This is a genomic window from Tritonibacter litoralis (assembly GCF_009496005.1).
Lineage (GTDB): Bacteria > Pseudomonadota > Alphaproteobacteria > Rhodobacterales > Rhodobacteraceae > Epibacterium > Epibacterium litoralis.
Window position 1 is genome coordinate 131,577 of sequence record NZ_WIBF01000006.1, and the last position, 21,683, is coordinate 153,259.

Consider the following 21,683-nt stretch of genomic DNA (forward strand, 5'->3'; position numbering starts at 1 on the left):
GGATAAGAGCGCCGCGGTTTTCCGTGGTCATTGTCTTCGGTGAAGTGTTGCTTTGGGTAAATTACTGTTCGAATGCAGGTGCCTTTCGTCTGAGGAGCCGCAAAATCGCCTCCCATTCAGGATCCGACGCGCCGTTGAGCTCAACCGCGTCATAAGAGCGGGCGTATTGTCCTGCGGTGTGTTCGGCCACATCGTCCGGCAGCACATCCGGCGTCAGCCCCATGCCAAGGGCTGCGATCTGCGCCTTGCAGGACCGCTCCAGATTGATGGTGTATTTCACCGCCTCAGCAATGGATCGGCCCAGCACCAGAGTGCCGTGATTGCGCAAGAACATGATGAATTTATCGCCAAGGTCCGCCACAATCCGGGCCCGTTCATCCAGATTGAGGGCAATCCCTTCATAGGCGTGAAAGGCGATCCGGTTGTGAAACTGTGCGGACCATTGATTGAGGGACAAGAGCCCCTCTTTGACCGAAGACACGGCAACACCTGCTTCGGTATGGGTGTGCAGCACACAGACCGCATCATGGCGCGCCATGTGAACCGCCGAGTGAATGGTAAAGCCCGCCGCGTTGACACCAGCCCCGTAGGGGTCATCCACAACGGCTCCGGTTTCATCCACGGTGACCAGATTGGAGGCCGTGACCTCGTCAAAGCGCAGTCCAAAAGGGTTCAGCAAAAAGCGGCGCGCGCCATCAGGACCGTCGGGCAGCCGGGCTGAGATATGGGTGTAGATCCCGTCGTCCATACCCAGATGGGCGATCAATTGATAGGCCGCCGCCAGATCACGGCGCAGGGTTTCGATGTCGGATTTATGGTCGAGCATCCCTGCTCCTTTCCTTGCTGTTGCCGTCATTAGGGGGTGCGCTTTGATTCATGTCAAGAAATTGTCGACAATCGACAAAGTGAGCGATATTCTTGCCTCAAGCCTGCGCGAAGAGTGATCAGAGAATGAAGACATCGGAGAATTCCGCCAAATTTCAGCCCATTGACCGGGATGGCTTGGTCGAACGTGTCGCCAATTTGCTGAGCGATGCGATCATCAAAGGGCAGATGAAGCCCGGTGATCGTCTGTCGGAATCGGTAATTGCCCGCGAAATGGGCCTAAGCCGCGCCCCTGTGCGGGAGGCCGCACGGCTATTGGAAAGCTCGGGCCTTGTGGCCTATCAGCCCAACCGGGGCTTTTTTGTGCGCAAAATCTCGGCGCAGCAGCTGGATGACCTTTATGATCTGCGGATCGCAATCGAGGTCGCCGCCGCACGTCGGGTGCTGCGGCATGGTGATGATGCGCTGCTGGATGGGCTGCGAGAGCAATATGAGACGCTGAAAGCCGTCTCAAACATTGAAACGGATATGCATGTGCAGGTCGAAGCGGACATGGAGTTCCACCGCCGCATGATCCTGGCCTCGGGAAATCCCCGGTTTCTGAAGATCTTTGACCAGATCGCCCGCGAAACCGAGCTGAGCATTGTGGTGATCGGCACGCTTTATGGCGATCCCGAATGGATTGCCGAGACCCATGTGCCCATTCTTGAGGCGCTGGCCGCGCGTGATGAGCCGGGAGTCGTTGCCGCAATTGAATATCACATCGGGGAAGCCCAGCGTCTGGTGACCCAGCAATTCCGCCTTCTTGAGGACAAGTGACAGATGAAATGCTTTTATGCGCCAGAAACCGAACAGCATAATCCCCAGTTCCGCCTGACCCATGGCCGCCCCAGCAGCAATGCAGAGCTGCCCAAGCGGGCCGAATTGCTGTTGGCGGGTCTGAAACAGATGGGGTTTGAAACCACAGAGCCCCCCCAAGCGCCGCGCAGCGCCTATGAGGCTGTGCACACGCCCGAGCTGCTGGCGTTTCTGGAAACCGGATGGGAGGCCTGGCAAAAGCTGCCGGGCGCGTCCGAAGAGATCATTCCAAACCTGTCACCTGACAAAAATATCGCAACCTATCCCGACAGCATTCTGGGGCGCGCGGGCTGGCATATGGGCGATGCCTCTGCCCCGGTGGGACCCCATTCGTGGAACGCCACCTGTCGAGCCGCGGATTGCGCCGTGGCTGCGGCCGATGCGGTCGCGGATGGTGCGCCGGTTGCCTATGCGCTGACCCGCCCGCCGGGACATCACAGCAGCGCCGATGTTGTGGCAGGCCACTGTTTGATGAATATTTCCGCCATCGCCGTGGAGCGCCTGCGCCAGACCAAGCCTCGTGTGGCGACGCTGGATATTGACGTGCACCACGGCAATGGCACCCAGGCGATTTTCTATGACCGCGACGATGTGCTGACCGTGTCGATCCATGCGGACCCTTCTGATTACTACCCGTTCTACGTCGGTCATGCCCATGAAACAGGCAACGGCGCTGGCGACGGGTTCAACCTGAACCTCCCCCTGCCCCGCACAACCTCCGATGACGTCTGGATGGCTGCGGTGACCCAGGGGTTAGAGCGGATCGCAGCCTTTGAACCGGATGTTTTGGTGGTGCCCCTGGGGTTGGACGCCCATGAAAATGACCCGTTGGATGGGATGCAAGTGTCTTGGGACGGGTTCCGCCGTGCCGGTGCCGCCATCGCGGCCACCGGGCTGCCCACCGTTTTGATCCAAGAGGGGGGGTATCTGTCTGATGATTTGACCACGTCCCTCGTCTCCTTCCTGTCAGGCATGCTGGACCGCGCCTGATCTCTCTTTCTTCCTTTTGTGGAGCCATACGACCATGAGCACACTTTCCAACTCTCTGCATGCCGCTGATGTGGCGCATTCGATCCACCCCTACACCAACGCCCGCCTGCACGAAGAACAGGGCCCGCTGATCATGACACGCGGCGATGGCGCGCGGGTGTATGACAGCGAGGGCAAGGAATACATCGAAGGGCTGGCGGGCCTGTGGTCTGTGGCCGTTGGGTTTTCGGAACCGCGCCTGCGCGAAGCTGCGATGAAGCAGATGGAAGAGCTGCCCTATTACCATTCCTTTGCGCATAAGGCGAATGAACCCGCCATCCGCCTGGCCGAGAAACTGGCCGAGATGACGCCAGACGGGTTGAACCGCGCGTTTTTCACCAATTCGGGATCCGAAGCCAATGACACCGTGATCAAGATGGTCTGGTTCATGAACAACGCCCTGGGTCGACCCGAAAAGAAGAAGTTTCTGTCGCGCACCAAAGCCTATCATGGGATCACCGTTGCGTCGGGTTCCTTGACCGGCCTGCCCGGCAACCACCGGGATTTTGATCTGCCGATCATTCCGGTCACCCATCTGACCTGCCCGCATTTCTGGCGCAATGGCGCAGAAGGCGAGACCGAGGCAGAATTCACCGCTCGCCTACTGACAGAGCTGGAAGAGACCATTGTGGCAGAGGGGCCCGACACCATTGCCGCCTTTATTGGTGAGCCGGTGATGGGGGCCGGTGGTGTCATAACCCCGCCCCAAGGGTACTGGCCCGGCGTCGCAGAGATCTGCGCCAAATACGATATCCTGCTGGTCTCGGACGAGGTTATCAACGGGTTTGGCCGCCTGGGCGCGCGCTTTGGCTGCGAGAAATACGGGTTTGTGCCCGACATCATGGTTGTGTCCAAACAGCTGACCTCCTCTTATATGCCGCTGGCCGCGATTATGATGAACGACAAGGTCTATAACGCCATTGCCGACAACACCGCCAAGCTGGGCACCTTTGGCCATGGTTACACCACCTCGGGGCACCCTGTGTCCTGTGCGGTGGCCCTAGAGAACCTTGCGATCCTGGAAGAGCGGGATCTGATGGGCAATGCTGCGCGTCTTGCGCCGCTGTTTCAAGAGAAGCTGCAAGCACTGGCCAGCCACCCGCTGGTGGGTGAGGCCCGTGGCGTTGGCTTGATCGGTGGTTTGGAGCTGGTGGCAGATAAAGAGACTAAAGCCGCGTTTGAACCTGCAGGCTCCATGGCGGCGCGGGTGGTCAAACACGCCCAAGAGGCCGGGCTGATCTGCCGCAATATCTATGAAACCGTCGCGCTCTGCCCGCCGTTGATGATCACCGAAGAAGATGTGGAGATCATCTTTGCCCGCCTGACCCAGGCCTTGGATCAAGCGGCCGATTGGGCCCGCGAAACAGGCGCAATGTAACCATAAAATGCAAGCGGCCACGCCTTGGCTTGGCCGCTTCGCTCTTTACGTCGGCAAACGGTCTTGCTAAAAGCCTAGTATTTTAGTAGGAAATAAAAACCCAGCCGCATCGCCCTCTCGATTCAGCCCGGCTTCATTCCTGAAATCGTGGTGATCCCAGAGGGCCGAGCATGAAATCCCCAAAGAAAATCGAGCGCACGCATATCCCAACCGGCCGACCCAAGGTGCAGTTCCCCAAGTCTTGCACCCGCGCCCCATCGGCCAAAGAACGCCCCATTGCGACCTCGGGTGCGGATCAGGATGAGGTCACCTGCCTTCAAGTGGCCCGCCATTTGTTTTGCGCGTTCACCATGCCTGCCTCGCAGGCCTGGATGACGGCGTTTTCTTTGGCCGAAGCCCATTTTGATTATAAAAACGGCCCTGCGATTGCTTCCCTGGTCGCGCGGGTTCTGGATGCGGTGCGCCGGTCCCGGCGTTCTGGTTTTCACTACAACTCACCCAATTGCGAGAAATGTTCCGCCATTTTGACCGAACACGAACGTCGCCTGATGGACGCATTGATGATGGTGCGGCGGGGACGTCTGGAACGGGCGGAGTTGGAATTGATGATGCTGTGCGAAGGCAATGACACAGCCCGCGCCATGATGTGGATCCGGGAATTGGCGCTGGCGCTGCCCCCGTTACGCCATAAACAGCCCTCGCAACGACTGCAGTAGGTACGGTTTCAGGCCCCACGGGTTTGGGCCGCCACGCACTGTCTGGGACGTTACGATTGCGAAGAAGGTCCCGCCAGGCTGTCCCCCCAGCGCGCCCTCAGACGGCCCGCACCGGGCGTGTCTGGCTTTAGCTGTTCCTTGATCAGATGCGAGCGGTGTTCAAAGACGTTTTCATCCGTGAACGGCAGCCCATCGGCACGGGCCTGACCGATCAAACGCGCCATACGCGCCCGATCCGCGGCCAGATTGGCAATTTCATAGGTCAGCAGTTCCACATCATCGCGGGGCACCAAAACCCCGCCCGCATGGGCCGAAATCAGATCCTGAGCATAGGAGCTGTCGTATCCGACAATCGGTGTTCCATTGCTGAGCGCCTCGATCAGGCAACGCGGGCTTTCGGGGGTTTTGTGGCAGAACATAAAGACATGTGCACTGCGCAGCGCCTCCAACACTTGGTCATGGGCCGAGACAAATCCGGGCAAAAACACCTGATCTGACAGTCCGGCGCGGTGGATGCGGGTGCGCATCTGGTCAAGCTCTTCGCCCGCACCCAGCCAGGTTGCGCGGAAATCCACCCCCATGACTTGCAGCCGCTCAAGCACGGCAATCCAATCCAGCGGCCCTTTCATGGCGTCGGCACGTCCGGCATAGACGATCTGTATGGGGCCTGCATCTGCGGTTTTGATCTTCTCGTCCAGACGGCTGGCGGAAATATGATCTTCGGCCCGGATGTGAATATCATGCACCAGATGCGGATTGCTGCTAGAGGGGCTGTAGGCGTCAAACGTGTCTTTGCCATGGAACAGGCCAAGCGCCGCCATCGACACCACCTTATGTTCCAGCCAGACCATCGGGCGATAATAAAGCCGGGCGCGCCAGCGGTTGCGCCGGTCCGGATCCTTGAGGTCCTGGCGCATCACCTCGGATTCGACACGGTCCGTCCAGACCGCAAACCGACGCCCCTGACGGCGCGCCTCAAACCCGGCAACCGCGCCCCAGTCACCAAACAGGCCGCCAATAGCAAAACTGAGATACTCTGCCTGTCTGATCAGATCCGCGATCTGGCGGCGGGTGCTGCGGAGGCAGCGCAGAAACTGGTCCGGACGATAGGCCGTCGGCAAGGGTTCAAAGCGCACACGCTCCAGCTCCTCTTGGAATTCTGCTGCGGGCAACCAACCCGCAGGTGGCGGCGCCTCTTCTACGGGCATCATGGCGGTGACGTGGTCAAAGTGGCTGGCCCACAGGCGCAAACCGTTGATCGCCTGCCGCTCCACATAGAGCTCCCCGCCAAAACGGAACAACGGCACCGGTGCATAGATCAGCAATCGCCCTTCACGGCTCGCCCCCTGTCTGTCAGTCATAATGCACTCTCCACCCGTGACGGGCATAAAACGCCGCGCCCGCTGCTCAGAACCTTTTACCACTCTAGCCGAAATTCTATGCATACGTCCCATAGAACACAGGCGTACCGTGAAAATTCTACGCATTAAATGACGGCAAAGTATGAATATCCCGCCCATAAGGAGAGGACCCTATTCGATATTCCCGTTTTTTGGACGCAATGCCCCGCTTGGACCCCTTTATGCTGGCCCCAATCCCACAGGAAAATGGTCAGGACAAAGGCCCGGGACGCATGCGCGTCACTGTGACTTACAGAAATATGCAGCTAAGAATTGCACGAAAGCCGCGTCTGATTTACACGGGGGCCATGACAGCCGCCGAAGACAAGGGGTTTTCCCTCCTGAATCCAGCTGGCGCATTTCTTCCACAGCGCGGGTTTTGCCCGTGCCCCGTCCAACCACCTCCGTTATCGCTGAAAGGGTATGGAACATGACAGACACTTCGAACCCCGATATTTTGTATACCATTGTAGACGAAGCGCCTGAACTGGCCTCCGCTTCGTTCTTGCCAATCATCCGCACCTTTGCGGCGGCAGCGGGTGTTTCCGTTGGCACCAAGGATATCTCCCTCGCGGGCCGAATCATTGCGACCTTTCCGGAGAAGCTGACCGACGCACAGCGTCAGGATGACGATCTGGCCGCATTGGGTGAGCTGGTGAAAACCGCTGACGCCAACGTTATCAAACTGCCGAACATCTCTGCATCCGTGCCGCAGCTGGTTGCGGCGATCACCGAACTGCAGGCACAGGGTTACGACATTCCGAACTACCCGGAAGATCCCGCCTCTGATGAAGAGAAAGAGATCCAGGCCCGCTACGACGCCATCAAAGGTTCGGCTGTGAACCCGGTGCTGCGCGAAGGCAACTCGGACCGTCGTTCGGCCAAAGCGGTGAAGAACTACGCCCAGAACAATCCGCATTCGATGGGGACCTGGGACGCGGCAAGCAAGACCAAAGTGTCCTCCATGCCCGGCGATGATTTTTATGCGAACGAGAAGTCCGCGACCATCACCGCCGCACAAGCGGGTGACGCAAAAATCGAATTTGTTGCGGCCGACGGCTCTGTCACCGTTCTGAAGGACGTCTATCCGCTGGCGGAAGGCACCGTTGCGGATGCGACCTTCATGTCGGCCAAAGCGCTGGCTGCTTTCCTGGCAGAGGCCATCGAAGACACCAAAGCCGACGGCACCATGTTCTCGCTGCACATGAAAGCGACCATGATGAAGGTCTCGGACCCGATCATCTTTGGCCACGCGGTCAAAGCCTGGCTTGGCCCGGTTTGGGAAGCCCATGGTGACGCAATCACCGCAGCAGGCGGCTCTGCAAACTCTGGCCTGGGCGCGGTTCTGGCGGCCATCGACACGCTGGACAATGCCGACGCCATCAAGGCGGAGATCGCGGCCCTGGACCGTCCGTCCATGTATATGGTCGACAGCGACAAGGGCATCACCAACCTGCACGTGCCGTCTGATGTGATCATCGACGCATCGATGCCAGCCGTGATCCGCGCCGGCGGCAAAGGCTGGGATGAAGCAGGCAACAAGGGCGACACCAACTGTGTGATCCCCGACCGCTGCTATTCCACCGTCTATGACGAAAGCATCAATTTCTTCAAAGCCAATGGCGCGCTGGACGTGACCAAAGCGGGTTCGGTTGCAAACGTTGGTCTGATGGCCCAGAAGGCCGAGGAATACGGCTCTCACCCGACCACTTTTGAAGCGCCTGCAGATGGTGCAATCCGCATCGTTCTGGCCAATGGCGAGACCCTGCACAGCCACGCGGTTGAGGCTGGCGACATTTGGCGGTCCTGCACCGTAAAGAAAGCCCCGATCGAGAACTGGATCGAACTGGCACTGGACCGTCAGCGTCTGACCGGTTCCGAGGCAATTTTCTGGCTGGACGCAAACCGCGCCCATGATGCAGAGCTGATCAAATACGTCACCCCTGCCCTCGAAGCCGCGGGCAAGGCGGATCTGTTCCAGATCCTCGCCCCGCGTGAAGCAACGGCTCAGTCGTTGAAAACCATCACCGCAGGCAACGACAGCATCGCCATCACCGGCAACGTGCTGCGCGACTATCTGACCGACCTGTTCCCGATCCTGGAACTGGGCACCTCGGCCAAGATGCTGTCCATCGTGAAACTGATGCAGGGCGGCGGTCTGTTTGAAACCGGTGCGGGTGGTTCGGCTCCGAAACACGTGCAGCAGCTGGTTGAAGAAAACCACCTGCGCTGGGATTCCATGGGTGAATTCTGCGCTCTTGGCGAAAGCCTGAACTTCCTGGCTGATGTCAAAGGCAACGCCAAAGCGGGCGTTCTGGGCACTGCAGCCGAGGTTGCCACCCAAGGCATCCTGGACAACAACAAATCGCCCTCGCGCAAGGTTGGCCAGCCGGACAACCGTGACAGCCATTACTGGTTCGCCCGCTACTGGGCCGAAGCACTGGCCGCACAGGGTGAGGACGCAGAACTGGCCGCTCATTTTGCCCCAATCGCCAAAGCCCTAGCAGAGGGTGAAGAAGCGATTCTGGCAGAATTGGCAGCCGCACAAGGCAAAGCAGCTGATATCGGTGGTTACTACCGCCCTTCGGTTGAGAAGAAGGCTGAAGTCATGCGCCCAAGTGCCACATTGAATGGCATTATTGGATAAGTTCCGAAGCCGGAAAAATCTTATACAAACTTTTGGAATCTCACCCGACCCCGGGTGAGATTTCTTGATTCTTGAATATTTCCTTTTAAAAACGGCACTTTATAGGTGATTTTTTTATGCATCTTTTGCGGTATCAACCTAAAGCTTCATTTCGACTACAGAAAACATTCAAATAGAGGAAACAGGCGAAACACCTCGTTAACACTCCCCGTCCTACCAAGGTACTGACTGTAACCATTCTACTTTCGACCAGTTAGGACTCGTAAAGAATGCCCGCATTTATGCATAAATTGTCCCTGCGCATCTACGCAGGCGCTGCTCTGGCTCTCCTTTTGACAATCGCCATGAGCGTTATCGTGGACAAACAAGTTCGTGCCGCAGCCTTTGATATGCGTGAACAAGAGCTGGCACGCCTCACTGAAACAGCCGCCAGCCTGTTGGCGGATCTGGAAACCAAGGTTCAAGCAGGCGAATTGACGCCCGAAGCGGCCCAGGCCCAAGGGCAAGCCGCCATCACTTCGCTTCGGTACGAAGGCTCTGGCTACTTTTTTGTCTTTGACCGGCAAAACCACATGATTGTCCACCCGTTCCGTCCCCAATGGATCGGCGAAGACAAATCTGATATAAAAGACGTCAACGGCCTTCCTATCTTCATTGAGATGAACCGCATCGTCTCAGAACAAGGTGAAGGCAAGCTGACTTATTGGTTCAACAAGCCCAACACCGACATCCCTGAGCCCAAGATGGGTTATGTGCATCTGTTCGAACCTTGGGGTTGGGTGATCGGAACCGGCACTTATGTAAATGACGTTGAAGACACATTGGCGACCATGCGAACCAATCAGTTGATCGTGTTTTCGATCGGTTTGGCCTTGGTGATCGCCGTAGCCTATCTCTGTTCGCGCAGTGTGATCAAACCGCTAGATGGTCTCAAGAAACGCATGACAACCCTGACCGAGGGCGACATCGACTCTGAAATCCCGTTTGGCACCTACAAAAGCGAATTGGGCGACATGTCCCGCTCGTTATCCGTATTCCGGGATGGGCTGCATCGCCAAAAAGAGCTTGAGGTGGAGCAGCAGGTTCAATCAAAAGAAATCTCTCAGGTCATCGATGTGCTTAGTAGCCACTTGGCAAAGATGTCCAATGGCGACCTGGACATCAAGATCGCTGAGAGTTTCCCACAGCAATACGAGCAGCTGCGCCAGGACTTCAACAAGACGCTGGATCAACTACAAGAGACCATTTCGCAGGTTGTGGACGCTGCTGCATCAATCCGCAGTGGCGCCTCTGAAATCAGCCAAGCATCGGATGACCTGTCACATCGCACCGAAAGCCAGGCCGCAACTCTGGAAGAAACGGCAGCGGCGCTGGATGAACTGACGACCAGTGTACGCTCGGCCGCAGAAGGTGCCCGTGGTGTGGAAACCACTATGGGAGAGGCGCGAGCACAGGCGGAAACCAGTGGCGACGTGGTGCGCAATGCGGTGTCGGCGATGACCGAGATCGAACAAAGCTCCAGCCATATTGCGCAGATCATCAGCGTGATTGATGACATCGCATTCCAAACCAACCTCTTGGCTTTGAACGCCGGTGTTGAGGCCGCGCGCGCTGGTGAAGCAGGCCGCGGCTTTGCGGTGGTTGCTTCTGAAGTTCGTGCACTGGCGCAACGCTCCTCGGATGCGGCGATGGAGATCAAAAAACTGATCTCTGACAGTTCGCAACAAGTGGAACGTGGCGTGGATCTGGTCGGCAAAGCGGGAGAAGCGCTGGAGCAGATCGTTGATCGCGTCAGCCATATCTCGACCCTGATCTCCAACATCGCCGAAGGTGCCGCCGAGCAATCCACTGGACTTGCTGAGATCAATACCGGCATGACCCAATTGGATCAGGTGACCCAGCAGAACGCTGCCATGGTTGAACAGGCAACAGCTGCCGGTCACATGCTGAACACGGACGCCGGGAAACTGGCCGAATTGGTGGCTTACTTCAACACGGGCAATGGATCGGTTACTCCAATGCCGCGCAGCACACCAGCTGCAGCGCCGTCGGCGCATGGCGACATCAGTGAGGAGATGGCTCCGGTGGCTGCATCTGGCGGGAAAGCCTGGCAGGATTTCTAAGGACCACCTTAAAGCGCAACTCTACGCAATACAGAAAACGATCGCTGTTACAGCGGTCGTTTTTTCGTAAAAAAAAAATTCATCGAATCCAAACTTACGTGACCTGGATGGCGTTTCGAAGCGTTGCGACAGCTTGCTTTCCGGCGAAGCTCTCTCAAACTCAATCACAAACATGTGAAAAGGCAAAAAAACGTTACTCAACCCCAAAGCTGCAGGACCACGCAACGGTATTATTTTGTTTATTTACAGATACTTGCATGAATTCACCTGAGAACATTGCCCGTTTGCGGGCGCTTTTCGGTTTTTCGATGAATTAACTTCTGAACGGTTAGGGATCAGTGACCCCGCGCGCCGCTTTGCGGGAATTTGAAACGAGATACGTCCAGTCAAAGGAACGTTTTAGAGATGCCTAACTTCATTCGCCTCCTTCAAACGCGCATTTACGCAATTGTCGTCCTTGCGATTGCTATGGCGACCGCGCTGACCTTCTTTTTGCTCAACCGATCTGCAGAATTTGCCTATGACTTGCGCCGAGACGAGCTGCGCACGCTGGTTGAAACCGCAATCAGCACGCTTGACGATTTAGACAAGCAAGTGAAATCAGGTGAAATCTCCCTTGCAGACGCGCAGCTCCAAGGCCGTTTTGAGCTGGAGAAACTGAAATTCGGCGATCAGGGGTACTTCTTTGCCTATGATCACAACCACATCACCAAAGCGATCCGACCGCGTCCCGAATGGATCGGCACGGATAAGTCCGACGTCCAAGACAAAACCGGCATCTTCATCGTGAGAGAGCTGGTCAAAATTGCCAAAACCAAGGGCCAAGGCGAGCTGACGTATTGGTTCAATCGCCCTGGTGCTGGCGACGCTTTGGAAGAGAAGCTAAGCTATGTCATCAACTTTGACGCCTGGAATTGGGCGGTTGCGGCAGGCACCTATCTGAATGACATCAAAAGCCAATTGGCTGCGCAACGACGGACTGCTCTGATCTCTTTGGGCGGGGCGTTGCTGGTTCTGTTGGCGATCAGCGTTGTCCTGACCCGCACCATCACACGTCCGCTGTCTGCGCTGAACACGCGGATGAAAAAGCTTGCTGAGGGGGATGAGACCACGGCCATTCCTGGTATGGGGCTGCAAAACGAATTGGGTGCCATGGCCCGCACAACCGATGTCTTGCGCAAAAACCTGATGCATCAGAGCGGGTTGGAAGAAAAGCAAAAAGAAGAAGAACAGCTACGCACCGAGGTGGTGGAGCAATTGCGCACCCATCTGGGGAAGCTGTCGCGCGGCAATCTGGACACCAAGATCCACGCCAATTTCCCACAGGAATATGAACAGCTACGCCAGGACTTCAACACCACGATCGATCAGCTGCAAAGCACAATTTCCCAGGTCATCGATGTATCCAGCAGCATCCGCAATGGGGCCAATGAGATCAACCAATCCTCGGATGACCTGTCCCACCGGACCGAAAGCCAGGCAGCAACACTGGAGCAGACCGCTGCTGCCTTGGAAGAGATGACCGCCAGCGTGCGCTCTGCCGCAGATAGTGCCCGCAGCGTCGAAACCACGATGCAGGAGGCCCGTCAGCAAGCCGAAAACAGCGGTCAAGTGGTGCAGAACGCGGTGTCGGCCATGACCGAGATCGAGCGCAGTTCCAGCCATATCTCACAAATCATTGGCGTGATTGACGATATTGCCTTCCAAACCAACCTCTTGGCCCTGAACGCGGGTGTTGAGGCGGCGCGGGCAGGCGACGCAGGCCGCGGCTTTGCGGTTGTGGCCTCGGAAGTGCGCGGCCTGGCACAGCGCTCCTCGGACGCGGCGATGGAGATCAAAAAGCTGATCTCTGACAGTTCGGAACAGGTTGAACGTGGGGTGGATCTGGTTGGCAAAGCCGGTGAAGCGCTGGAGCAGATTGTGGATCGGGTCAGCCATATCTCGACCCTCATCTCGGCCATTGCCGAAGGCGCGGCAGAACAGTCGACCGGTCTGGCGGAAATCAACACAGGCATGACGCAGCTGGATCAGGTCACCCAACAAAACGCGGCTATGGTCGAAGAAGCAACGGCCGCAGGCCATATGCTGAATTCGGACGCGGGGAAGCTGGGGCAATTGGTGGCCCACTTTGAGATCGGCAAAGGCTCCGTTGCAACGCTCAGATCTTCCAACGCACAGGCCGCAGCCCCAACTGCCCCGACTGCCCATGGGGATGGGATGGACGAATGGAACGCCGAAGCCGATGCGCCCGCCGCTCCCAAACCCGCTGCTGTCGCCAATGGCCGGGACATGTGGCAGGACTTTTAACCGTCCTGCGTTTCACGGAACATCACAGAAGGCCGACCCAAACGGGTTGGCCTTTTTTCTTGCTCAAACCCTAAGAGCCTGCCCCTAAGTTAATGATTTATATACATTTTAGGAGTTGAATTTTTTATCGAGCGAAGATTACATTTTTGCAAAAAAGTGCTTGCACGCCCCCCGCACAAGCATTAGAACGCCCCTCACAAGCGCTGGGATGTAGCCAAGTGGTAAGGCAACTGTTTTTGGTACAGTGTACCGTAGGTTCGAATCCTACCATCCCAGCCAATTTTACCCGCCCCCCGATACGCACCGTATCGGGTTTTTTTGCTTTAAAGAAGCAAAAACAATGACTTACCTGTGGGGCTGGATTTGGCCACTTGACCGCAACATCCTTATCCCGCAACATTTCCCGCAACAAATCCCGCAACATTTTGGCAATCAGTGGATGGTGCAAATGGATGACCGAGGATTAAGACCGAGATACAATCGAAACCCGAGCCGCTGTGAACGTTCCATTGATTGGTTGTTGTTGGCGGTTTCTTTTTCCATTGGCGGTGTGCAATTGCTTGGCATCATCAACACAGTAGTTGAGGCCGGAAAAACCCTCTGGATGAGCCATTTTTTTGCTCAACCCGATAGGGTAGCCATTTGCTTTAGTGTGGTTTCGGCGGCTATTGCACTGACAGTTTTTGCGTGTATCATTATTGGAAAAGCAACCAAAGATAGATTTCAGGGCTGAGGGTCTAATAATTGGGAGTCGTTAATGATCGGGGGCGGTTCTATTGGGTCAAGCGCGTGCCGAAACGATTTGCCGGGATGGTTTTGGGTGCGGATGGCAAGCCTGTAACGCAAGTCAGGCAAGCGCTGCATACAGATAACAAAGCGGAGGCACAGTTGAAGGCGGCGCAAGTTGAGGCTGCCAGACTTGCCGAATGGGAAGCGATGGCAGCGGGTTACAACGATGATGCCCGCGCACACTATGAGGCCGCAAAGAAGCTCGCACAGGCGCGCGGCTTTCCGTACCAGCCGATTTCAGCCCTATCAACCGGCGACACAGAACAGCTTGTGGAACGCATCAAATCGGTTTCGGGGGAAAACCTTGCAAGTAAATCTGTTGCTCAAGCGGTGCTTGGCACCGTTCCTGAGATCTACCCTAATCTTGCTGAGATGAAGGATGAGTATTTCACCCTCACGCGCACACGCCACCTGAAAAAAACAGCCCCCCAGCTAAAGCGCTGGCGTCAACCGCGCGACCGTGCCGTGAAAAATTTTCTTGAGGTCGTGGCGCAACGAGATGGCCGGAATATCCCAATCGCAATGCCGATTAATGAAATCACCCGTGAGCAAGCGTTGACCTTTCGCGACTGGTGGTCCGCGCGGGTTGAGGGTGGCCTAAAGCCGGAATCGGCCAACAAGGACTTTGGCCACTTGTCAGAAATGTGGAACACATGGGCATCCCTGAATAAGGTTGACCTGCCAAACCCGTTCTCAAAACTGTGGTTTGAGATCAAGGGGCGGAAAAAGACCAAGACACCCCCTTTCACAGGGGAATGGATTAAGAAAAAGATGCTTTGTGACGGCGCATTTGACGGGTTGAATGATGAGGCCCGTGATGTGTTTTTGGTCACCGTAAACACCGGATTGCGCCCCAGTGAGGTGACCGATGCGCCTTTGGAGGATTTTGTCATAACGCACAATATTCCACATATCAAAGTGCGCGAGAATGGCCGTGAGATCAAAGTTGCACACACCGAGCGCGACGTTCCCCTCACCGGCGTATCCCTAGAGGCCGCCAGACGCATTGTGGCACGTGGCGGCATTCAGCGATATCGGCACAAGGCTAATTCATGGTCTGCCGCAATCAATAAGTTTCTCGCCAATAACGGCATGAAGGAAACACCAGACCATTCAGCTTATTCCATCCGGCACTATGTCGAGGACGCATTACTTGCGGCTGATGTTGATGATCGAATACGGGCGGATATCTTGGGGCATGAATATGACCGCCCGAATTATGGCACCGGCGGCGCGTTGGAGGGCCGCCTCAAGGCCCTGTCTCGCATCGCACTATGAGGCCGCTTATAATCCCATCGTTTCAACAACCGCGCGCGCCCTCGCTACCGCCGCTGATTTTTCTGACAGAGCGCCAATTTCTCGCTCCATGCGAGTGAAGGCGGGCAAAAATTCATCCCCATAAAGTTTAACAAGTTGCGCAGCACCCTGCAGAGCTTTTTTGTACTCAATTTCTTTCTCTGTCATGACAAAGAAACCTTTGTCTTAACTGTGTATCTGGCAAGCTTGTCCCTCAAGGTTGTATTTGAAAGACCAGCCAATTCAGCGGCTTTTGTTCGATTTCCACCGGCCTGCGTCAACACATATTCCAGATAAATCCGTTCGACCTCCATAATCACTTGAGGCAACGTTTGGCAATCTTGGCACAAGTGGATTTCACCACCCTCACTAATGCAAATCTTGCTTTGTTTTCCCATGGAAGCACCTAACCCAAGACACCAACAACTCGAAATCCATAAGTAGTGATAGCTAAACTAGAGTTATTCACATGTTTTGGGAAGTATATGTAGCATAAAATATCACAAAGCATCATTCACGGGAAAATATCTGGACATATAAGTTTATAAAGCTAATATATCCCTATGGATGATATGGATGCAAAATCACATCGCCTGTTAGCAAAATACCTCTCCCGTTTACGCGAGGGGTTGCGAAACACGGGCGTAACTCTTGAGGAAGCCTCAATAAAAGCAGGCCGCAATAAACAATATGCCTCAAGGGTATTGAGCGGAAAAATTAACCCAACACTTGAGGCCATTATACAACTTTCGGTAGCAAACAATATTGATCCTGATTTTGTGTTTTTGGACGGTGAAGCCTATGCCCGGATATCCTCCTACAAATCCGCGCGGCAGGTTATTCCGAATCAGCGTGAAGAGCTGGCGGCACAGCTTGCAGCCAGCTTCCGCAAAGGCGGTAAATGGTAATGAGTGAAAATCTTAAAAGAGCCGCGCTTGAGGAGTTTGAGCGCGCGTGCCCGGCAGGCTTTGCAATTGTGGTCAATATCGAGTCTTTTCAATATGATTGGGTGGAGTTCCGCTATCCCGATGCATGGGTGGAACGCTACGTGCAGCGCGAATACATTTTGGAAGATCCCACCCTTGTGATTTCAAAACATCGCTCTGGGCATGTGACATGGGAAGAGCTGCGCCAACTGTTCCCCGACAATGTTGTAATGAATGAGGCAAAGCGCTTTGGGTTGAAGCATGGAAACACGCTCATTCTGAACTTTGGCGGCATGAGAACCATCGCAAGTGGCGCGGGAAAGGTCTGGTCCGAAGAGGACATTAAGACACTCACGGCTGCCCTGCGTTTACTTCACGGATTGCATGCAAAGCCACATGACGCGCAACTAAACGAAAAGCAATTGGCGGTGTTGCGCCTTATGGCAGATGGTCTGCGTGACGCAGAGATTGCTGAACGTATGAATGTTGCGCCAATTTCAATAAGAACGTGGCGATCTACTGCGCAGAAGGCGACCGGCACCAAGACGCCTGCGCAACTGTTGGCTTTTGCGATCCGAGCGCAATTGATTTAGGCATAAGCAGCCCACCCCACTTGGGTGCGAGTCGCGCCATTTACTCTTCTTAGGCGTGCATACTTACATCATAGGCGTTTCCCAACAAAGGAGTCGCCTTATGGAAATTTCTATTGCCTCATTCGCTCAATCACCTGCCTCTTGGTCGTTCTTTGATCAATACCTTGAGCTGCGCCGCCGCAAATTCTGCAGTGAGCTTGGTTGGTCTATCTGGTCAGATGACAGGGTTGAATTGGATCAATACGACAACCCAAATACGTTTTACTCTTACGTCCATGAAAAAGGTGTGCTTGTGGCAGCCGCGCGCCTGATACCCGCAGACCTTGAGTGGCACGGGTGGCGCAATCTCTTGGTTGATGCTCACAAGGGGATGGTGCCCGCGATCCCGCCCGGCTTTCTTCCACCAGACTTTGATTTTACAAGTTCATTTGAATGCTCACGTTTGGTTGTGGATGAGGACAACCTCCCCTCAACATCCAAAGCCCATCTATCGGCCCTGAACCTCTTGGTGCAGGGCCTCATTCATGCCGCAAGCCTGCAAAATGGGCGCAAGATGCTTTCCCTTTCACCGCCGCCCCTCAAGCGTGGCCTTCGCATGGCTGGTTTTGACGTGGCCTTTGAGGGCGCGCCCTACACCTGCCCTGATGACCAACGCAGCTATCGTGTGTTGAGCATGCCTGTACCGCGAATGCCCGATGAGATGCGCGAAATTCCGCACTTTTCGCGGCAAGCCGCGCGGGTCGCATAAATACTGTTGACCCCCACCGATAGCCGCTAAAATCCTCCGATAAACCGTTTACTCACAACGCCTTACCGCGAAAACCAACGGTTTATCGGCCTGCCGTTCCATCCCAAAACGGCACATAAATTTTCCAGATCCTTCACGAGGAGACTGGAAATGGAACACATCGAATGCACCCCGCCGGACAACGGCTTTGCAAATCTTCGCAAGTCTTTGCGCGGTGGATTGATCATCTCAAAGACTCTGCCGTTTGACGTGGTTTTGTCCCACATGAACCACTTGGGTGTGCAACCTGACGATGGCGCAAAAGCCATTCTGTCACTGATTGATGACGGGGTGGCAGCCGTTGTGCGCCAAGATGGCGGCGGCATTTTGCAAGCTGCGCCAAACCTCAAATCAACGCATGATCGCTGCCGCTATTTTGATTGCCTGACCTTTTTGCAAATCAACAAGGAGGCGGGCCATGCGTAACCCGTCCTTGCTGCGGTTCCTTGCCGCTGTTGATGAGTACACAAAGACCGGAGCTTTGCTCATGACCGTTTCAGGTTATGACCCCGCCGAATTGGCGGTGGCTGTTCGATCTGCCATGGAGTTGGGCTTCATTGAGGGCACCGGTGAGGTGCACCCCTCGCTGCGTATCACAGATGCGGGCCGCGATTGGGCGGCAGAGGAATTGGCCCCGTTTGCGCGCCTTATGGCCGCCACATCAGCAATCGGGAGGGCCGCATAATGGTTGCCCTGACCTTGCATGAGGGTGATTGCCTAGAAGTTTTGGCGCAACTCCCCGAGGCGCATTTTGACGCCATCGTGACAGACCCCCCTTATCACCTCACGAGCATTGTAAAGCGTTTCGGCGGTGATGCCGCCGCCGAGGCAAAACATGGCACGGATGGACTGTTTCAGCGTTCTTCCAAAGGGTTCATGGGTAAGACGTGGGACGGCGGGGACATTGCGTTTCGACAGGAAACATGGGCGGCTGCCCTGCGTGTCCTGAAACCCGGCGGTCATCTTGTCGCTTTCAACCATTCCCGCACCTATCATCACATGGCGGTTGCAATCGAATTGGCGGGGTTTGAACTACGCGATTGCATCCAGAATCTCTATGGCGCTGAACCCGCTTGGTCCGTGTTCTTGGACACTTTGCAACCTGAACAGATCGGGGCCTTGGCGCGCGCAATGGAGGCAGCTTCACCAAGCCTGCTGGCGTGGTTCTATGGTTCAGGATTTCCCAAAAGCCACGATGTAGCGAAAGGCATTGATAAGTTGCTGGGTGTGGAACGCGAAAGCCTCGGCCTAGATCCGCAGAAGTCCGGCAAAAAACGTAACAGTATGGCGGGCGGTTTCGCAGGTGAATACCACATCACACAACCCGCAAGCCCTGAGGCAGCCGACTGGGCCGGGCACGGTACAGCACTTAAGCCCGCCTTTGAACCAATCGTTCTTGCGCGCAAGCCCCTGCAGGAGAAATCCGTTGCGCGCCAATACCTAGCGACCGGCACCGGCGGGTTGAATATCGACGCCGCCCGCATCCCCGCCGATGATGATCAGTTGGCGCAGAAATATGCTTCTGTTCAGGGTACGGGGGCGCGCCACAATAACGTCTTTGGCTCTGATACACGCCCCCGTGACGGTGCTGCACCACATGAGGCGGGCCGCTGGCCTGCAAATATCTGCCATGACGGCAGCCCTGAGGTGTTGGCTAAATTTCCACAAGAGCCAGTGCCGGGCCACAAAATTGCAACCCAAAGCATGGCCCGTTTCTTTTATTCAGGCAAAGCAACCAAAGCAGACCGCAGAGGGTCAAAACACCCCACGGTGAAGCCACAAGAACTTATGCGCTGGCTGGTTCGCCTGACCACTGCGCGCGGCGGGCGAGTTTTGGATATGTTTGCCGGTTCGGGGGCCACAGGTTGGGCTGCTGCAATGGAGGGGCGTGAATGCCACCTCATTGAACGTGACCCCGGATATGCCGAACACATCCGAACCCAATTGGCTGATTTTGACCCCGAAAAGCTCACCGGTGCCCCTGCCTTGCAAGACGCAGACTCCCTTGAACCAGATCTATTTGGGGGTGAGTCATGAACGGTCTGGCCATTTCGTCTGACGCTCTTTCTGCGTACCTGCGAAACATTATGCAGTGCAGCTCAATGCGCCAAATCGCGGCGCAGGATGGTTGCCAGCCTTCTACAGTCCTGCGCCGGATACGCAGGGTGGAAGATCTGCGCGACATTCCCGAATGGGACCATATACTTTCAGCGGTGGAGGATCATCTCGGCACTGAGCAAAGTCCCGATTTCTCAAAGATCGACCGGCAAACGGTACTAACAGCCCTGAACCTCACCGCCAGACGCGTTGAGCGTGAATTCAAAGGTGCTTTTGAAGCGCTTGCGGACTTGGATTGTTTCCTTTTGTGCGGGGATTTCCCAAAGGCAGCGGTCATTCATGGGGAGAAGACAGTGGGTTCAATGCCCCGTGTTGTCTTGTTGGCCGCGCTCGCGTTTGGCTGGCTGACCCTGTTGGCAGGAAGCACAGACAAAATGCGCTGCTACAAGCCGACCACGGCAGCGCCCGGATGCACTCAAATGTTAGCTCAAATTCCGCAATTCAGCGCCTTAGAAGTTCTGCACAAGCGCAATCCTGAATTGGTGACCATCGAACACCTGAGCACAGGCAAGTCCTTTCAAGTGGCTTACCTGATGCGCGGTGCCACCACCGGTGAGACCTATCGCAAAACCACGGCCCATATCCCACCGAGGTTGTTGTGTATTCTTGAGGAAGTGTGCGGCAAAGGCGCTGGTTTTGAAGCTGTTGAACGCAAGATGAACCTGCCCGCCCGATCTGCAAAGGTGCTTGCGGTCGCGGCGTTGGAAGTTTTCGCACACCCTGCGCAGCCTTCTATTGAACCATAATGCGCCCCCTGACCCCCAAATGTGAGGTCTGTGGCGGGCTCAAACCCACACGCGGCGTTGGCTTCCCTCTACTCCGCCCACCGGCCCCAGACCTCCCCCACCGCTTGCGTGGCGCAGTCCTGTGGATCTGCGACAGCACCCGCTGTGACCGCATCGCACAAATGCGCGCCCGCAAGGCCGCTGCGGCTGAAGGTGTGGAACTCACAACCTTTGACCGCGTTCACATCGTCACCCCTTGAAGCTCACCCCAACAGAAAGGGAACTACTATGGCTGTAAATGTAGACATTCAGATCCGATGCCGAGGTAATCACGACGCCATTTCAATGCACTTGCGCCCGGCCCAAAACGGCTTTGTTGCGGCCTTCGAAATGGGACGCAATCGGGATGATTACGGTTTCAGATCCGATTCATCAGAGCTTGTGGCAACCAGCCCCGCCGCAATCAAGCGGGCGGTCATGGCTGAGTTTGAACGCCGTCTTGATACCCAGCTTGCCGAATTGAAGGGCAGCAAGCCTGACAACAAGGCCGGGGGCGCAAAATGAGTGATTTCAAAAGCACCCAGAGCACCGTTCATGATGCCGCGATCTGGACGGGCACTTGTTACATGGATTTGCTTGACCCAAATCCTGCCGAGATCCACCTAACAGACATAGCCCGCGCCCTGTCTCGCCTTGCCCGCTTCAATGGTTTTGGCCGCGCGTTCTATTCTGTGGCTGAGCATTCCGTTTGGTGTGTGCGCGTATTTGAGGTGCACGCGGCAGGTGATATCTATTCCGATCCGGTCTTACGCGACATTGCACGTGATATCCTCTTGCACGATGCACCCGAGGCGTATCTTGGGGACGTGACAAGCCCACTCAAGGCGCACCTTCCAGACTACCAGCGCCTTGAAACCCGCATGGCCGCTGCAATCGCCGCACGCTTTAACTTGACGGGCAGCGCCCCGGAATGGGTCAAGCGCTGTGATCGCGAAATGCTGGCGATTGAAAAGGCCGATCTACTGCCAACCGCAGGGCCGTGGCCGGTGGATGGCTTGGAATACCCACCCAATATCTCGCCACTACACCTGACCCCAAGCCAAGCGGAAAACTTCTTTCTACAGGAAGCGCAAAAGCTCGGTTTCGACACGCGAGCCGGGGGCTAA

General features: G+C 55.9%; 23 protein-coding genes and 1 tRNA gene. 20 read left to right on the forward strand and 4 right to left on the reverse strand.

Features of this window, described 5'->3' with window-relative positions:
- Window positions 1-61 precede the first annotated feature (61 nt).
- Window positions 62-826 carry a class II aldolase/adducin family protein gene (locus GFB49_RS11470; protein WP_153216013.1) on the reverse strand — a complete coding sequence of 255 codons (765 nt, stop codon included), beginning with the start codon at window positions 824-826 and terminating at the stop codon, window positions 62-64.
- A 125-nt stretch (window positions 827-951) separates the two neighbouring features.
- On the opposite strand from GFB49_RS11470, the gene GFB49_RS11475 reads away from it, so the two are divergent.
- From GFB49_RS11475 to GFB49_RS11490, 4 genes are all read left to right on the forward strand, one after another.
- The gene (locus GFB49_RS11475; RefSeq protein ID WP_153216014.1) at window positions 952-1,644 is read left to right on the forward strand and encodes a GntR family transcriptional regulator; all 693 of its coding nucleotides are present in this window, start codon (window positions 952-954) and stop codon (window positions 1,642-1,644) included.
- Window positions 1,645-1,647: 3 nt separating this feature from the next.
- The gene (locus GFB49_RS11480; protein WP_153216015.1) at window positions 1,648-2,673 is read left to right on the forward strand and encodes a histone deacetylase family protein; all 1,026 of its coding nucleotides are present in this window, start codon (window positions 1,648-1,650) and stop codon (window positions 2,671-2,673) included.
- A gap of 34 nt (window positions 2,674-2,707) precedes the next feature.
- Window positions 2,708-4,090 carry an aspartate aminotransferase family protein gene (locus GFB49_RS11485; protein ID WP_153216016.1) on the forward strand — a complete coding sequence of 461 codons (1,383 nt, stop codon included), beginning with the start codon at window positions 2,708-2,710 and terminating at the stop codon, window positions 4,088-4,090.
- A 170-nt stretch (window positions 4,091-4,260) separates the two neighbouring features.
- The gene (locus GFB49_RS11490; protein WP_153216017.1) at window positions 4,261-4,806 is read left to right on the forward strand and encodes a hypothetical protein; all 546 of its coding nucleotides are present in this window, start codon (window positions 4,261-4,263) and stop codon (window positions 4,804-4,806) included.
- A 50-nt stretch (window positions 4,807-4,856) separates the two neighbouring features.
- Here the strand turns inward: GFB49_RS11490 and GFB49_RS11495 are convergent, their stop codons facing one another.
- The gene (locus tag GFB49_RS11495; RefSeq protein WP_153216018.1) at window positions 4,857-6,167 is read right to left on the reverse strand and encodes a glycosyltransferase; all 1,311 of its coding nucleotides are present in this window, start codon (window positions 6,165-6,167) and stop codon (window positions 4,857-4,859) included.
- A 469-nt stretch (window positions 6,168-6,636) separates the two neighbouring features.
- Here GFB49_RS11495 and GFB49_RS11500 point away from each other — a divergent pair, with 469 nt between their 5' ends.
- From GFB49_RS11500 to GFB49_RS21415, 6 genes are all read left to right on the forward strand, one after another.
- Entirely contained in the window at window positions 6,637-8,853 is a 2,217-nt protein-coding gene (locus GFB49_RS11500; RefSeq protein WP_153216019.1) for an NADP-dependent isocitrate dehydrogenase, read from the forward strand.
- A gap of 269 nt (window positions 8,854-9,122) precedes the next feature.
- Complete coding sequence (locus GFB49_RS11505) at window positions 9,123-10,976, forward strand: methyl-accepting chemotaxis protein (RefSeq protein WP_153216020.1); 1,854 nt, start codon at window positions 9,123-9,125, stop codon at window positions 10,974-10,976.
- Between the two features lie 405 nt (window positions 10,977-11,381).
- Window positions 11,382-13,283, forward strand: coding sequence for a methyl-accepting chemotaxis protein (locus GFB49_RS11510; RefSeq protein WP_153216021.1), 1,902 nt, complete (start codon window positions 11,382-11,384; stop codon window positions 13,281-13,283).
- 204 nt (window positions 13,284-13,487) lie between these two features.
- Window positions 13,488-13,562: transfer RNA gene (locus tag GFB49_RS11515), tRNA-Gln, on the forward strand.
- 61 nt (window positions 13,563-13,623) lie between these two features.
- Window positions 13,624-14,016, forward strand: coding sequence for a hypothetical protein (locus GFB49_RS11520; protein ID WP_153216022.1), 393 nt, complete (start codon window positions 13,624-13,626; stop codon window positions 14,014-14,016).
- Window positions 14,017-14,072: 56 nt separating this feature from the next.
- Window positions 14,073-15,350, forward strand: a complete 1,278-nt coding sequence (locus GFB49_RS21415; RefSeq protein ID WP_194269326.1) for a tyrosine-type recombinase/integrase — start codon at window positions 14,073-14,075, stop codon at window positions 15,348-15,350.
- A gap of 6 nt (window positions 15,351-15,356) precedes the next feature.
- On the opposite strand, the gene GFB49_RS11530 is transcribed toward GFB49_RS21415, so the two are convergent.
- Together GFB49_RS11530 and GFB49_RS11535 are read right to left on the reverse strand one after the other, a co-directional pair.
- Window positions 15,357-15,536, reverse strand: coding sequence for a hypothetical protein (locus tag GFB49_RS11530; protein ID WP_153216024.1), 180 nt, complete (start codon window positions 15,534-15,536; stop codon window positions 15,357-15,359).
- A complete protein-coding gene (locus tag GFB49_RS11535; protein ID WP_153216025.1) occupies window positions 15,533-15,766 on the reverse strand; it encodes a helix-turn-helix domain-containing protein in 234 nt (77 codons plus the stop codon). The genes GFB49_RS11530 and GFB49_RS11535 overlap by 4 nt, the downstream gene beginning before the upstream one ends.
- 165 nt (window positions 15,767-15,931) lie before the next feature.
- Here GFB49_RS11535 and GFB49_RS11540 point away from each other — a divergent pair, with 165 nt between their 5' ends.
- The 10 genes from GFB49_RS11540 to GFB49_RS11585 all read left to right on the forward strand — a co-directional run bounded on the left by GFB49_RS11540 (window position 15,932) and on the right by GFB49_RS11585 (window position 21,683).
- Window positions 15,932-16,276, forward strand: a complete 345-nt coding sequence (locus GFB49_RS11540) for a helix-turn-helix domain-containing protein (protein WP_153216026.1) — start codon at window positions 15,932-15,934, stop codon at window positions 16,274-16,276.
- The gene (locus GFB49_RS11545; RefSeq protein ID WP_153216027.1) at window positions 16,270-16,887 is read left to right on the forward strand and encodes an autoinducer binding domain-containing protein; all 618 of its coding nucleotides are present in this window, start codon (window positions 16,270-16,272) and stop codon (window positions 16,885-16,887) included. Before GFB49_RS11540 ends, GFB49_RS11545 begins: the two co-directional genes overlap by 7 nt.
- Before the next feature lie 100 nt (window positions 16,888-16,987).
- Window positions 16,988-17,635, forward strand: a complete 648-nt coding sequence (locus GFB49_RS11550; RefSeq protein WP_194269327.1) for an acyl-homoserine-lactone synthase — start codon at window positions 16,988-16,990, stop codon at window positions 17,633-17,635.
- A 150-nt stretch (window positions 17,636-17,785) separates the two neighbouring features.
- The gene (locus GFB49_RS11555; protein ID WP_153216029.1) at window positions 17,786-18,100 is read left to right on the forward strand and encodes a hypothetical protein; all 315 of its coding nucleotides are present in this window, start codon (window positions 17,786-17,788) and stop codon (window positions 18,098-18,100) included.
- The gene (locus tag GFB49_RS11560; protein ID WP_153216030.1) at window positions 18,093-18,359 is read left to right on the forward strand and encodes a hypothetical protein; all 267 of its coding nucleotides are present in this window, start codon (window positions 18,093-18,095) and stop codon (window positions 18,357-18,359) included. Before GFB49_RS11555 ends, GFB49_RS11560 begins: the two co-directional genes overlap by 8 nt.
- A complete protein-coding gene (locus GFB49_RS11565; RefSeq protein ID WP_153216031.1) occupies window positions 18,359-19,711 on the forward strand; it encodes a DNA methyltransferase in 1,353 nt (450 codons plus the stop codon). The genes GFB49_RS11560 and GFB49_RS11565 overlap by 1 nt, the downstream gene beginning before the upstream one ends.
- 65 nt (window positions 19,712-19,776) lie before the next feature.
- Window positions 19,777-20,538: a DUF6456 domain-containing protein gene (locus tag GFB49_RS11570; protein WP_153216032.1), complete on the forward strand. Its 762-nt coding sequence runs from the start codon at window positions 19,777-19,779 to the stop codon at window positions 20,536-20,538.
- Window positions 20,538-20,777 (forward strand): hypothetical protein, encoded by a 240-nt coding sequence (locus tag GFB49_RS11575; RefSeq protein WP_153216033.1) that lies wholly within the window; start codon window positions 20,538-20,540, stop codon window positions 20,775-20,777. Before GFB49_RS11570 ends, GFB49_RS11575 begins: the two co-directional genes overlap by 1 nt.
- A 28-nt stretch (window positions 20,778-20,805) precedes the next feature.
- Window positions 20,806-21,081, forward strand: a complete 276-nt coding sequence (locus tag GFB49_RS11580; protein ID WP_153216034.1) for a hypothetical protein — start codon at window positions 20,806-20,808, stop codon at window positions 21,079-21,081.
- On the forward strand, window positions 21,078-21,683 hold the full coding sequence (locus tag GFB49_RS11585; protein WP_153216035.1) for an HD domain-containing protein: 606 nt from the start codon (window positions 21,078-21,080) through the stop codon (window positions 21,681-21,683). Before GFB49_RS11580 ends, GFB49_RS11585 begins: the two co-directional genes overlap by 4 nt.